At 74.0% G+C, this 13,439-nt stretch carries 10 protein-coding genes and 1 tRNA gene; 7 read left to right on the top strand and 4 right to left on the bottom strand.

What is annotated here, in order from left to right; translation table 11 throughout:
• The 5 genes from ABZW32_RS36645 to ABZW32_RS36625 all read left to right on the top strand — a co-directional run.
• Positions 1-1,563, top strand: a 1,563-nt coding sequence (locus tag ABZW32_RS36645) for an alpha/beta hydrolase (protein WP_356224753.1), incomplete at its 5' end; no start/stop codon positions are given.
• Between the two features lie 27 nt (positions 1,564-1,590).
• Positions 1,591-2,697 carry a hypothetical protein gene (locus tag ABZW32_RS36640; protein WP_356224752.1) on the top strand — a complete coding sequence of 369 codons (1,107 nt, stop codon included), beginning with the start codon at positions 1,591-1,593 and terminating at the stop codon, positions 2,695-2,697.
• A 178-nt stretch (positions 2,698-2,875) separates the two neighbouring features.
• Positions 2,876-4,108: a glycosyltransferase gene (locus ABZW32_RS36635; RefSeq protein ID WP_356224750.1), complete on the top strand. Its 1,233-nt coding sequence runs from the start codon at positions 2,876-2,878 to the stop codon at positions 4,106-4,108.
• A gap of 83 nt (positions 4,109-4,191) precedes the next feature.
• Positions 4,192-5,394 (top strand): cytochrome P450, encoded by a 1,203-nt coding sequence (locus ABZW32_RS36630; protein WP_356224748.1) that lies wholly within the window; start codon positions 4,192-4,194, stop codon positions 5,392-5,394.
• An 87-nt stretch (positions 5,395-5,481) separates the two neighbouring features.
• Positions 5,482-6,153, top strand: a complete 672-nt coding sequence (locus tag ABZW32_RS36625; RefSeq protein ID WP_356224746.1) for a helix-turn-helix domain-containing protein — start codon at positions 5,482-5,484, stop codon at positions 6,151-6,153.
• 149 nt (positions 6,154-6,302) lie between these two features.
• On the opposite strand, the gene ABZW32_RS36620 is transcribed toward ABZW32_RS36625, so the two are convergent.
• Positions 6,303-8,474 carry a hypothetical protein gene (locus ABZW32_RS36620; protein ID WP_356224744.1) on the bottom strand — a complete coding sequence of 724 codons (2,172 nt, stop codon included), beginning with the start codon at positions 8,472-8,474 and terminating at the stop codon, positions 6,303-6,305.
• A 192-nt stretch (positions 8,475-8,666) separates the two neighbouring features.
• Between ABZW32_RS36620 and ABZW32_RS36615 the strand changes: the two genes are divergently transcribed.
• Together ABZW32_RS36615 and ABZW32_RS36610 are read left to right on the top strand one after the other, a co-directional pair.
• The gene (locus ABZW32_RS36615) at positions 8,667-9,617 is read left to right on the top strand and encodes a hypothetical protein (RefSeq protein ID WP_356224742.1); all 951 of its coding nucleotides are present in this window, start codon (positions 8,667-8,669) and stop codon (positions 9,615-9,617) included.
• A gap of 356 nt (positions 9,618-9,973) precedes the next feature.
• The gene (locus tag ABZW32_RS36610) at positions 9,974-10,705 is read left to right on the top strand and encodes a hypothetical protein (RefSeq protein WP_356224740.1); all 732 of its coding nucleotides are present in this window, start codon (positions 9,974-9,976) and stop codon (positions 10,703-10,705) included.
• A gap of 59 nt (positions 10,706-10,764) precedes the next feature.
• On the opposite strand, the gene ABZW32_RS36605 is transcribed toward ABZW32_RS36610, so the two are convergent.
• The 3 genes from ABZW32_RS36605 to ABZW32_RS36595 form a co-directional block, all read right to left on the bottom strand.
• Positions 10,765-10,839 (bottom strand) — tRNA-Trp (locus ABZW32_RS36605).
• Positions 10,840-10,866: 27 nt separating this feature from the next.
• Positions 10,867-11,208: a hypothetical protein gene (locus ABZW32_RS36600; RefSeq protein WP_356224738.1), complete on the bottom strand. Its 342-nt coding sequence runs from the start codon at positions 11,206-11,208 to the stop codon at positions 10,867-10,869.
• A gap of 234 nt (positions 11,209-11,442) precedes the next feature.
• Positions 11,443-12,909 carry an amino acid permease gene (locus ABZW32_RS36595; protein WP_356224736.1) on the bottom strand — a complete coding sequence of 489 codons (1,467 nt, stop codon included), beginning with the start codon at positions 12,907-12,909 and terminating at the stop codon, positions 11,443-11,445.
• Positions 12,910-13,439 lie beyond the last annotated feature (530 nt).

Here is a 13,439-nt window from a genome sequence, read left to right as displayed (position 1 = left end):
GGGGCGGAGACGGGGGCGCCCCCGGCCGTCGTCCCACCCGTCCCCGTCCTGTCCTGGGGGCCGTGCCGGGGGGAGGCCGACGACGAACCGGACGACGGCTTCCGGTGCGCGACGGCCCGGGTGCCACTGGACCACCGCCGCCCCGGCGGGCCCACGATCCCGCTCGCGGTCACCCGGCGGCTCGCACCCGACCGGACCCACCGCACGGGCGTCCTCGTGCTGCACCCCGGCGGACCCGGCAACTCCGGTGTGGACTTCGCCCGTGACAGCTACGACGCGCTCCCCGCCGCCCTGCGCGACGCCTTCGACGTCGTCGGGTACGACATGCGCGGGGTGGGGCGCAGCGGACAGGTGGAGTGCTGGAACGACCGGGAGTACGCCGCCGCCGTCGACGCGGCACGCGCCCTGCCGGGCCCCGGGGCCCTGCGGGGCGCCGTCCGCCAGGGCCTGGACTTCGCGACCGCCTGCCGGCAACGGTCCGGTGACCTCCTGCCGTTCGTCGGCACCGGCTCGAACGCCGGGGACATCGACCTCCTGCGCCGGGCCCTCGGCGAGGAGACGCTGACCTTCTACGGCCGCTCCTTCGGCAGCTACGTCGGCACCGTGTACGCCGCCCGGTTCCCCCGGCGCGTGCGCGCCATGGTCCTGGACGGGGCCTACGATCCGCGGCGGTACGCCGAAGTGCCGTACGCCTACGACGCCGCGCAGTTCGAGGCCCTCGACGCGGCGGTCGGCCGTTTCCTGGACTGGTGCGCGCGCAACGCCACCACCTGCGGCTTCGGCGGGGGCGATCCCCGGCGGGCCCTCTACGCCCTCGAACGGGACCTGGACGCCCACCCCGTCGTCACCGCGAGCGGACGCCGGGCGACCGGCTACACCCTCGCCTACCGGCTGATGTTCAACATCAACTCCGGCAAGGAGGCCTGGCCCCACCTGGGACGGGCCCTGGAGGCGGCGCGGACGCGCGGGCCCTCGTTCCTGCTGAACCCGCCCTCGCCCGCGTCCTTCGACTTCCTCAACGCCAACCTGGCCGTCGAATGCGCCGACCGGGTCTACCCGTCCGGCCGACTGCTCCTGGGCGCCCTGGTCGGCGCCCACGTCGCCGGCGCCCCCCTGCTGGGACCCCCCATCGGCCTCGGGCCGCCCACCTACGACCACAACCACGCACCCACCTGCGCCCAGTGGCAGGCGGAGCGCCCGAGCCGTTACGAGGGCTCCTACCGGGCCGCCGGCTCCCCACCGATCCTGGTCCTCGGCACGACCGGCGACCCGGACACCCCGTACCGGGACGCCGTGGCCCTCGCGGCGACCCTCGACAACGGACGCCTGCTGACCTTCGCCGCCGAAGGACACACCGCCTACAACCGCAGCGAGTGCGTCAGCACCCTGGTCACGGCCTACCTCGCCACCCTGGCCCTGCCCGCACGGGGGACCGTCTGCGCCGACGAGACGCCCCCGGACGCACTCGGCCGCCATACGGCGGGCATCGAGGCCGACGAGACGCGCGACGTGATCCCCACGCCCCGTTTTCTCGATTGGCGGGCCGCTGACGGGCTGCGATGATGCCTCTGTTTCCCAGACGGAGGACATTTGTTCGTTTTCGTGTGTACGGGGTGCGGCGCCGAGCTGACCGCCCCGCTGTCCCGGGTCACCCTGCCCGTCCACGCCCATCAGACGTACGGGAACGGGATCCAGCTCCCCGTGCTGATGGAGCAGGGAACGTTCGCCGTGGAGCCGGAGCCCTGGGGGCCGCCGTGGCGGAGGTGGGAGGAGATCCACCCGGACGAGGCCGCTGCCCGCGGCGTCCACGCACCGGTGTACGCCCTGTCGGACGGAGCGCCCGGCGCCGTCGTCATCGCACCCGGCGACACCCGCGGCACCCGGCTGATCCCCGAGAGGGCCGGCGGCTACTGCTGCGGCCTCGACGGGGCCGACGGCCCCAACATGGCCTGCGAGTCGTGCGGCCTGCCCGTGGCGAGCCGGATCGACGACTGCTCGCTCTGGCAGGCGGTCTGGCTCGCCCCGGACGCCGTGCGCCGCCGCCCCGTCGACGGCGCCCACGCGCCGCCGCTGTCCTGGGCGGAGTTGCTCGAGGGAGGGAAGGGAACGCCCCCGTTCGAGCCGATGACCACCTGGGGGGCGCGGCGGGGGTCGACCCACTGGTGGTCGTGGAGCCCGCGGTGGGAGGCGGCGGCAGGGCGGGCCCTCGCCCATCTGCTGGTGGCCTCGGAAGGCCGGCCGGTGGCCGTCCCGGACGGCCTGGCCCAGGAGGTGTTCCGACGCGCCCTCGACGCCCTGCTGCCCCCGGGGCCGCCGGTGCGGCGCGCCGTCCTGGCGGGACCGGGACGGCCCGCTCCGGCGGCGGACGCCGACATCCTCCTGGTGCCGGTCCATCCGCAGACGGGCGAGCTCTGGGCCCCGGCCGGCCGGGCCCCCTCCGGGTACCCGGTGCCGCTGCCGTTCGGCGTCTGGTTGTGGCTGGCCTTCCCCGAGCCGCACCTGCCGCTCCCCGCCTCGGGCGTCATGCCCGACGGCGTGCTCCGCGACGACCCGCCCGCGCCACGCCCCCACCACCCGCTGCGGGTCGATCCGGGAACGTTCGAGCATGCCCTGGTGCGGCTGCCGGCCGTTCGCGGCACATGGCTGCGCGAGATCCTCGATCACCTGATCGACCACACGCGCGCCCGCATCTTCTAGCGGGGGCGCGGAGGCACGGCGCGGAGCCCGGATCCGGGGTGACCGTGGCGAGGGCGACCGGGGTCAACTCCCCTCCCTCTTCAACGTATAGCGCACCCGGGGGCTTGCGGCAAGACCCCGGTCGTCCCGGAGAATCGGCGGCCGAAAGCCAATGACCTGCGGAAACGGGAGTCGCGAAGTGCGTGTGTTGTTGACGGCGTGGGGATCGCGCGGGGACGTCGAACCGCTGGCGGCACTGGCGGTGGAACTGCGGGCGCGCGGTGCGCAGGTGCGCGTGTGCGCGCCGCCCGACGAGGAGTTCGCGGCGCTGCTGGCCCGCGTCGGGGTGCCGCTGGTGCCGCTCGGCCCGACGGTGCGTTCGGTGGTGGCCGGTACGCGGCCGCCGACGGCGAAGGACGCGTTCCGGCTCGCCCCCGAGCTGGTCGCCGCGCGGTTCGACGTGCTGACCGGGGCGGCCGAGGGGTGTGACGTTCTGCTGGCTACCGGTCTGATGCCGGCCGGCGCGCGGGACGTGGCCGAGAAGCTGGGCATCCGTTACGTGTACGCCTGCTTCCACGTCTTCGGAATCCCGTCGCGGCACTTCCCGCCCGGGTCCCGGCCGGGCAAGGCGTCCCCGCCGGACGAGACCGACAACCGGGTGCTGTGGGAGCAGGACGCCCAGAGGGTGAACGCGCTGTACGGCGAGGCGCTGGCCCGCCATCGTGCGTCGATCGGTCTGCCGCCGGTGGACAACGTCCGCGACCACGTCTTCACCGACCGGCCGTGGCTGGCGGCGGACGCGACCCTGTGTCCGTCGCGGGGCATGACGGACCTCGACGTCGTGCAGACCGGGGCCTGGATCATGCCCGACGACCGGCCGCTCCCGGCAGGGCTGGAGGCGTTCCTGGACGCCGGCGAACCGCCCGTGTACGTGGGCTTCGGCAGCATGGCCGCGCACGCCCCGAAGGACATCGCCCGGGTGGCCACCGAAGCCGTCCGCGCGCACGGCCGCCGCGTGCTCCTGGCCCGCGGCTGGGCGGACCTCGCCCCCGTCGACGACGCCGACGACTGCTTCGTCGTCGGCGAGGTCAACCAGCAGGCCCTGTTCCCCCGGGTGGCGGCCGTCGTGCACCACGGGGGCGCGGGCACCACCACTGCGGCGGCGCGGGCCGGCGCGCCCCAGGTGGTGGTCCCCCGGATCGCGGACCAGCCGTACTGGGCCGGACGGGTCGCCGAGCTCGGCATCGGCTCGGCCCACCACGACCCGGCACCGACCTCCGGCTCGCTGTCCGCCGCGCTGGCCGGTGCCCTGGCGCCGGGGACCCTTACGCGGGCGCGGGCCGTGGCCGCCACCCTGCGCGGCGACGGGGCGGCCGTGGCCGCGGCACTGCTGCTGGACGCGGCCGACCCGGGAGGGCCGTCCACGGCCTGACCGGGGAGTGGTCCCCGCTTCGTGTTACCGTTCCCCACGCGAAGCGGGGAGTTCTCCCCGTTTATCGACAGGGAGGAACCGCCATGCCCGCCCCGACGCTCGATGAACTCGCTCCCCCGGGAGTCGACGTCATCGCCGACCCGTACCCGGCCTACGCCGCACTGCGCGAGAAGGGCCACGTCCACCGCATCCACGTGCCCGGGACCGGTGACGTGTGGCTCGTCCTCGGACGCGACGAGGTGCGGGCCGCGCTGACCGACTCCCGCCTGCGCAACGACATACGGCACTCCTCGTCGTGGCGGAGCGACGGCGGCAACGCCATCGGGCTGAACATGCTGCAGACCGACGCCCCGCAGCACACCCGCCTGCGGTCCCTGGTCGCACGCGAGTTCACCACCGGCCGGATCGACGCCCTGCGGCCGCGCGTCCGGCAGATCGCCGACGGGCTCCTCGACGCCCTCCCGCCGGCCGGCACCGCCGATCTGGTCGCCGGATACGCCCTCCCGCTGCCGCTCACCGTCATCTGCGAGCTGCTCGGGGTCCCTTCCGGAGACCGCCACCACTTCCACGCCTGGTCCACCGAACTCGTGGCGCCGTCCTCGCCCGCCGCGGCCGCCGCGGCCGGCGGGGAGATGGCCGCGTACTTCGCCTCGCTGATCGCCGCCAAGGCGGGTGACCCCGGGACGGACCTGATGAGCGCCCTGGTCCGCGCCTCCGCCGAGGAGGACGGACTCTCGCCCGAGGAACTGCTCGGGATGGCCTTCCTCCTGCTCGTCGCCGGACACGAGACCACCGTCAACCTGATCTCGGGCGGAGTCCTCAACCTGCTCCGCCACCCGGACCAGCTCGCCGCGCTGCGGGCCGACGCGAGCCTGCTCGACGGCGCCGTCGAGGAAGTGCTCCGCTACGACGGGCCCGTCGCGGCGGCGGCCTTCCGGCACGCCGCCGAACCGGTGGAGATCGACGGGGTCCGCATCCCCGCGGGCGACAGCCTCATGCTCTCCCTGGCCTCGGCCTCCCGCGACCCCCGGTACCACCCCGATCCCGACCGCTTCGACATCCGCCGCCCGGCCCGCGGGCACCTCGCGTTCGGCCACGGCATCCACCACTGCCTGGGCGCGCCGCTCGCCCGCGTCGAAGGCCGGATCGCCCTGGAGACGCTGCTGCGCAGGATGCCGGACCTCGCCCCGGCCGGTGACCCCGATTCCCCGGAGCGCCGGTCCGGCGCCATGCTCCGGGGCGTCGCCTCGCTGCCGGTCCGCTGGTCGCGGCGGCTCGATGCGTGACGCTCCCCCCGGTGGCGCTAGCATCCGTACCGGACGGCGATCCCCGGTACCTGCGTACGCGCGCCGCCGGCGACACGAGGAGTGGACATGACACCGGGCACCCAACGGCCGGCGCCGGTACGGCGCGACGCGCTGCGCAACCGCGAGCTGCTGCTGTCCGCCGCGCGCAAGGCCTTCGCCGCCGAGGGCCTGGAGGTCCCCCTCGACGAGATCGCCCGCCGGGCCGGCGTCGGCAACGCCACCCTGTACCGGAACTTCCCCACCCGAGCCGCCCTCATCGACGCGGTGTTCCAGGACGCCCTGCTGGACACCATCGCGGCCGGAGACGAAGCGCGCCGCGCGGCGGACCCGTGGGCCGGGCTGGCCGGCTACCTGGAGGCGGTCTTCACCGTACTGGCCACCGACCGCGGCGCGAACGACCTGATGACCACCGCCATCAAGGGCGTGACCTCCCTCGATTCCGTCCACGCCCACAACCACGAAACCATCACCCTGCTGGTGGACGGCGCCCAACGGGCCGGTGCCATGCGCCCCGACATCACCGTCGAGGACGTGCTCCTGGGCCTGGCCACGCTCGGACGCTCCGTCCCCTCCCTCGCGGTCGCGGGGCCCCCGCACGCCTGGCGGCGGCAACTGGCGCTGTTCCTCGACGGCCTGCGGGCCGGGGAGCGCCCCACGGCGGAGCTGCCCGCCCCGGGCATGACCGCGCAGGACCTGGCGGCCGTACTCCTGGACCTCGGCCCGCACCGCCAGGGCTGAGGGCGGACGACCGGGAGGGAAGAAACGAGACGCCGGGGTGCCCTGGGGCACCCCGGCGCGACGTCGAGGGCGAGGAAAGCGGAGGGGCTATTTCAGGGAGTGTGGAGAAGGAAGCCCGTCCATGGCCTCGCCGCATCGAACGCTACCAGTCAGCCGGGGATCAGGGCACGCAGGTTTTCCGGCGTGACGACCACGGAATCCGCGTGCAGCCCCTCCGGACGTTCCAGACCGACGTACGTGACCGGCCCGTCCGGAACCGTCGTGCCGTCCCACACCGTGACGGCCGTGGCGCCCTCGGCCATCAGCCCGGCGAGGTACCGCACCGTGAGGGGCTCGCGCTCGACGAGGGCGCGCACCAGCACCGCCACCGACACCCGGTTCCCCTCGACCCGGTTGGCGTTCGGGTTCCCCCGCAGGTACAGGTGGAGCCACTTGGCGCGCCAGCGGCCGTCGTCCCCGCGCACGAACGCCAACGGCAGCGCGACCCTGCCGGGGCCGCGCAGCTCCGACCTCATCCGTACGGTGCGCGGCTCGAAGGGGCGGCCCTCCTGCTCGGCGTCGCGCAGCATGAAGCCGAAGAGCGACTCCTCCGTCTCCTCGAAACCCTCACCCGAGTAGATGTTGACCTGCGGCACGATGAACGTGCCGCGCACGGCGTCCAGGCGCAGGTTGATGAACTCCGAGGCGCCGTCGGGCGCGTCCGTGATGTCGCCCGAGTGCTCGCCGCCGACAGCGGTGAGCGCGGTGAACGACAGCCAGGACAGCGTCTCGTACGAGGCGTCCAGCATCAGCGCCGACAGATCGTAATCCGTGCTGCGGCTCGTCTGCTTCCAGTGGACGAAGAAGCGCAGCAGTTCCCCGTCGACCGGTGAGAGGGAGCCGCGCGGCAGTACCCCGAGACCGGCGGCCGTCGCCCTGCCGCTGAGCGGGAGCGCGACGTCGAGGACGTCCGGGTCGATCAACAGGTGCCCGGCCCGCGGAAGGCGGCGCCGCGTCTCGGCGTCCAGCACGCCGATCAGCCGCTCGCGCTCGCGCGACGGCACGGGCGCGCGGTCGTCGGTGGCGACCCAGGCCCGGCCCTGGCGATTGACGAAGACACGGCGCCCGACCGGTTCCTCCGCGCGGTTGTGGAAGTGCTCGCGCACCGCCAGCAGGACCCGTCCCGCCACCCGCGGAACGCTCTGTTCGACCGTGGCCACGACCGCATCGCGCTCGTCCTGGGTGCGGCACGCGCGCAGCAGCCGGTCCAGGGACCGCAGCAGCCGGCCCGGGGCGGCCGCCAGCAGCCGCGCGGCCCCGGTGACGTCGTCCACGCCGAGCAGCTCCTCGACCCGGCTGTCGAAGGACCGGGCCTCCTCCTGGCCCCGCGCGACGGCGAACACCCGGCCGGCGTGCGGCCACCGCGGGTACTCGTGCGGGTGGAGGCGCTCGCCGAGGCGTTTGAACGCCTCGCGGTGCGCGGTGACGTCGGCGAGCTTGGCCGGAGCCGCCGCCACCACCGCGTCCAGGGAAGCGAGCAGGGCGCGGCGGACCGGCCTGGACAGGGACCGCAGCCGGGTCGGCTCCACCAACGTCACGTCGCCGCCCGACAGCGCGCAGGCCAGCCGGAGCACATCGGTGACGGTGTCCACGAGGAGGTCCGCGCCGGCTTCGAGGCGGGCCAGGTTGACGACGGCACGGTTCTCCCGGACGGGGATCGCCTCGGGCCGGGGGCCGTCGACGCAGTGCCCGGCGAGCGCCGCGAGGTCACGCAGGCCCTCCTCGCCCAGCGGTGTGGTGCTCGCCGCCAGCGCCAGGTACAGGGCGGTGACCTCCTCGTCCGGGGTGCCGCCCGGGTGCAGGACCGTGACGCGGTCGCCCGCGGCGGCGATCAGCTCCTCGTGCGCCGCGAGCATCTCGGCGTGCGTGTGCCGGTAGTTGCCGTACGACGGGAGGGCCAGCAGGTCCACCACACCCGTGCGGAGCCGGGCGAGCGTACCGTCGCGCGAGGCGTCGTCGGCGAGCGCCTCGGCGACGCACCGCTCCCAGAAGTCGGCCGTGTCCGGCACGTTGGCCGGGAAGTCCACGAAGTAGACGTTGTGCCGTACGTGGTCGCCCACCATCTCGCGGACGGTGTCCAGGGTGCGCGCGGCGCTGTCGAGGACCGTTTCGGCGGACAGCCCCGAAAGGCGCTCCAGCAGGTCGCCCGACAGTTTGAAGCCCACGGACATCAGCGCGGCGTCGAACTGCCGCGCCGCGCCGCCGCCCTGGCCGAGGGGGCCGCGGGGGACGGGAAGACGGAGGGTGTGCCGGACGACCAGGCGTTCGAGGGGGTGGACCATCCGGGCATGATCCCAGAACCGCACGGGGCACACCCACATGTTTTCGAACCCGCCCGTGCATTGGAGTGGCCCGCGGCGCGGCCGGTGGCGTGGCTTCCGCCCGGCCCGCGGCGGCTGCCTAGGGTCGTCCCGACCGGGCCGGTCCGGCACGCGGCCGGCCCTTCCGCAACATCCGGAACAGGTGGGTGAATCGTGGCACGCGTCACGGCCGAGTCGCACGTACCAGAAACGCAGGCGCCCGCCGGCCGCACCCGGAGGCGGCTGACCCGGCGTCTGGCCGCCCTCGCCGGAGCGCTGCTGCTGTGCGCGCTGCCCGCACGGGCGGCCGGCGCCGACCGGCTCCACGACGTGGGCCCGCACACCGGCCCGCCGCTGTACGTGTCCGACTACGGCAACAACCGCGTGGTCACCCTGACCACCGACGGAGGCGGCCAGACCACCCTCCCCCTGGACGGCCTGGTACGCCCGACGGGGCTGGCCTGGGACCGCACGGGCAGCCTCTACGTCTCCGACACCGGGAACAACCGGGTGGTGCGGTCGGCCGCGGACGGCAGCGGCGGGTCCACCGTGCCCACCGAGGGCCTCTCGCGCCCCCTGGGGCTGGCCGTCGACGCCGCCGGCGACCTCTACATCGCCGACAGCTTCAACGACCGAGTCGTGAAGGTGCCGGCCGACGGCAGCGGCCAGAGCACCGTTCCCACCACCGGGCTGCTGCACCCCTGGGGGCTGGCCCTGGAACCCGACGGGGACCTGTACGTCTCCGACTTCGTCAACGACCGGGTGGTGAAGGTGCCCGCCGACGGGAGCGGGCAGTCCACCGTCCCCACCACCGGCCTCTCCCAGCCCACCGGCCTGGCCCTGAGCGCCGCCGGAGACCTCTACATCAGCGACAGCGGCAACAACCGCGTGGTGCGGATCGCGGCGGGAACCGGCGGGCAGACCACGGTGCCCACCACCGGCCTGAGCAGTCCGCTCGGGCTCGCGCTCGACCACCACGGCGCCCTCTACGTCGCCGATGCCTTCAACAACCGGGTCGTCCGCGTCCGCCTCGGCGACGGCGCCCAGACCACCGTGAACTCCACCGGCCTGAACACCCCGACCGGCCTCGCCTTCCCCCCGCGCTCCGCCCGGCCGGCGCGGTAGCGCCGGTGACCCGGGGCGGCGGAGTCCGTTCCGGGTCACCGGGCCGACGCGGACGTCCCCGAACCCTCCGTCGTACCGACGGACTTCCGTACGGCAGTACGGGGACGCCGGACCCGTCCCTGCGGGTGGATCCTCCGGGGCCCTCCCGCCGTCGGCCCGACGACCTGATGTCATAGCCTCCAGGTGCCCGGCCACGGGCCCCGTCGTCGACGCCCACCCGTCCGCGCGCCCGCAACGGCGCCGGGCGGGACCGGGCGGGACCGGGCGGGGAGCGCAACCGGGCTGTCGGGCGTTGGAGCGTGGGAGGAGCGGTCTCGTTGGACACACCGCGCCACCCGAGGGAAGAGGAGGATCCGATGAGCACGGCCGACGAGGGAAGGCAGTGGCCGGACGAGGCCAGTGTCGACAACGCGCGGACGACGCTGCTGCAGCTCCTCGCGCGGGCAGGGGTCCCCTCCGACGACGCGCGGGAACTGATCGGCCTGGTGGAGGCCGGCGCCCTGGCCCTCGCCTACGAGGAACTGGGCGGCAGCGGCCGCGAGGCTCCGATGGACAAGGGCGAGGAGTACGGCACGGGCTGGCTCGACGGCGCCGGGGACACGCTGGAGGAACTCGGCGCCGTCGCCGAGCGGACGCTCCGGCGGGTCGTCGGACCGGACGGGCAACAGGGCCCGGCGGGGGAGCGCCCGCGGGCCGGGCGCATGGAGGTGGAACGGGCACGGGTCGCGCTCACGCCCCTGTACCTGTCGTTCACGGCGGTCTCGGAACTGGATCCGGAGGTGACGGAGGAGGTGCTCGCCGCCGTCCTCGCCACGATGACGGTCCGCCAGCGGGCCGGCTACGCCGGGCGGCTGACGCGGTTCGCCGCCGCCCACCGGCCCCGGCTGGAGCGGATGTTCGCGGCGTTCGGACCGGACAGCGCCATCACGGTGCACGGCCGCTACTCGCTCCTCCACTCCGCCACGAGCCTCGCGGTGCTGGAGCGGCTCGCGACCGTACCCGGGGAACTGCGTGAGGAGTGGGACGCGGCGGAGCTGCCACCCGCGTGGCTCGACGGGCTGACCACCGCCTGGAACGCCCCGGCATGACCGCGGGCCGGCCGTCGGCGGGCGGGCGCGGACACGCACCCTCCGGCCGGCCGGAGGGACGGAGCCGACCGGATTCGAACCGGCGTCCTCGCGGTTTTGGAGACCGCGCGCGACGACCTCTGCGCTACGGCCCCGTCCGGCCGTCATCGTAGGCCTGCGCGTCACCTGCCGTACAGGAAGAAGCGGGCGGGGACGAAGACCTCGTGGCCGGTCGGGAAACGGACGCGCACCCCGTCCTGCATCCACGTGGCGGATGCGATTCCGTCCTTTCCCAGAGCGGTGTCGACGTCCACCCAGTGCCCGTACGTCTGGACGGATTCCCTGCCGATGACCATCTTGTAGGAGTGCCGCCCGGACAGGGTGTGCGTGTGCACGAGCGCCAGTGAGTGCGGTACCCCGTCCGGGTAGACCACCGCCGAGGGAGCGCTGTCGCGGTACGTCACCTCGGTCCGCGGCCACCACAGCACCGTCATGAGCACGGCGGTCAGCACGACACCCGCCACGCCGCCCAGCAGCGCCGTGCCGATCGCGGCCTTCCGGCGGCGCCCTGCGGTCGGATCGGGTCGGTGTGCGGCGAGCGTGGCGATGATGGCCCCTCCAGGGTCGGCGTCGTCCCGGACCGGCTGACCGGGGACGGCTCTGCGGGTAGGACGCGGGGCCGGGCCGATCGGTTGTGGTGGGGGCGGGGCGGCGAGGGCGGGGCGGCCGGTGCCGACCGTCGGGTGGTGGTCCGCGCGTCACCCGGTGAAGGCGTCGACGTCGCCCGGTTCCGTCTCCAGCGCCCGGCGGTCGAGCGTCAGCACGGCGACGAAGTACAGGCCGCCCAGGCACAGCAGACCCGCCACGACCACGACGGGGACGAGCGCCTCGCGCGGGGCCACCAGTACGAACAACGCGACGAGCGTCCACACCAGGGCGCAGATCGCTACCGGCAGTTCGAGGCGTCCGAGGTCGAACGCGCCCTTCCTGCGGCCCAGTCGTCCCCGTACCGCCAGGTAGAGCACGATGGTCGAGCCGTAGGTGAGCGCGGGGAGGATGGTCGAAGCCGTGATCAGTTCCAGCAGCGCGGCACCCGGCAGCCCGACCATCAAGGCGACGCCCAGGGCGAAGGTCAGGATCGTCGCCGGTACCGGGGTGCGGGTGTGCGGGTGGACCCGCCGCATCAGCCGGTGGGCGGGGAAGCGCCCGTCACGCGACATCGCGAACACGATGCGGGAGCAGGCGACCATCACCACGATCCCGGCGCCGAAGAAGGCGAAGGTGATCGCGACCAGCAGCACCCTCTCCATCACCGCACCGAGCTGCGTCCGCATGATCGCGGCGACCGGCGAACCGCTGGCGCTGATCCGGGGGATGTCGTCGATCGCGATGGTGAGCGTGATCAGGAACAGCATGCCCAGGACACCGGCCGCCACGACCGACCCCACGATGGCGCGCGGAACGGTGCGGAACGGATCCTTGGCCTCCTCGGCCAGGTTCGCGGCCGAGTCGAAGCCGACGAGCGTCGCCAGACCCATGATCATCGCCAGCATCACCCCGCCGCCGATCGCGAAGTAGCCCGGGGCGTTCTCGGTGACGCCGCGCGAGGTGAGGTTGCCGACCGAACCGTTGCCGGAGAGCGTCACCGCGATGACGAGCGCGATCGCCACCACCACGACGAGCGTCAGTTCGAGTCCCACCGCAACGGTGTTGATCAAGCTCACGATGCGCGTGGAGAGCACGGCCAGCACGGTCTGGACGAGCAGGACGACCAGCGTGATCAGGCGCGCGGTGTCCTCGTCCGGATCCATGCCGGCGAGGGGCATGAACGCCTGGCTGGCCAGCGCGTTGTCGACCGCCACCACGCCGATCGCCAGGTAGCAGAAGGTCAGCCAGCCGAACCACCAGCCCACCTTGGGGCTGGCCAGCCGTGAGGCCCACTGGTAGGAGGAGCCGCTGAGCGGGATGCGGGCCGCGAACTGTGCGACCACCAGTGCCACGAGGGTCTGCCCCACGGCCGCGATCAGCCACAGCCAGATCCCGACCGGCCCGGCGTTGCGCAGCACGTCGTCGTACGTCGCGAAGATGCCGACCGCCACCGAGATGAACGCGAACGAGATCGCGAACACCTGGAAGGAGCCGAGGGTGCGCTTCAGCTCCTGCCGGTAGCCCCCGGCCTCCACCGCCCCGGAGTCGTCCCGGGAGCCGGACGAAGACTCCGCCACAGCGGCCACCTCACCTTCCAGGGCGCTCCTGGTGCCGCCGCGCACGAGGGGCGGCCGGACCGGTGCCCCATCTTCGCCCGCTCCACATGCGTAGGGCGTGCGACTCGCGCGACCGCCCCGTGCGGATCTCGACCCGCCCCCGCGCCGTGCTTCGCCGCCACGCAAACCGGTGCGAAGGGTGACATCGAGTGAGGTTCGGGGCGTGTGGCGGTGAGCCGCCCCATAGGACCCAGGTCACATACGAAGCGGCGTCGTAGTCTCCGGACCGCCCCCGGACACCCCCATGGCCGGGTCCGGTGGGTGCCCTCCTGCGAGGGTCCGTAGTAGGCGGGGTCTTTGCCAGGCCGCCTGGGCGTCGGTAGAACTGGATGAGTCGCCGGGCGGCACGGGTGCTTCACCCGCCGCCCAGGATCCCCTCTCCTTTGCGTGAGTGGTTCACGCACGTCTTCGGCGTGCCCGCGACCGTCCCTGTCCCCTACGGAAGGCTCCTCCGTGTCCAACGCCGTCATCCGCCGCATCGCCGCTTCGAA

It is taken from the genome of Streptomyces sp. NPDC004667, assembly GCF_040609475.1.
Lineage (GTDB): Bacteria > Actinomycetota > Actinomycetes > Streptomycetales > Streptomycetaceae > Streptomyces.
This window is presented reverse-complemented; position numbering and strand designations above follow the sequence as displayed.

Coding starts and splice junctions, on each gene's coding strand:
- ABZW32_RS36620 (WP_356224744.1), bottom strand. CDS start 8,474: ATGGTCCACCCCCTCGAACGCCTGGTCGTCCGGCACACCCTCCGTCTT.
- ABZW32_RS36625 (WP_356224746.1), top strand. CDS start 5,482: ATGACACCGGGCACCCAACGGCCGGCGCCGGTACGGCGCGACGCGCTG.
- ABZW32_RS36610 (WP_356224740.1), top strand. CDS start 9,974: ATGAGCACGGCCGACGAGGGAAGGCAGTGGCCGGACGAGGCCAGTGTC.
- ABZW32_RS36630 (WP_356224748.1), top strand. CDS start 4,192: ATGCCCGCCCCGACGCTCGATGAACTCGCTCCCCCGGGAGTCGACGTC.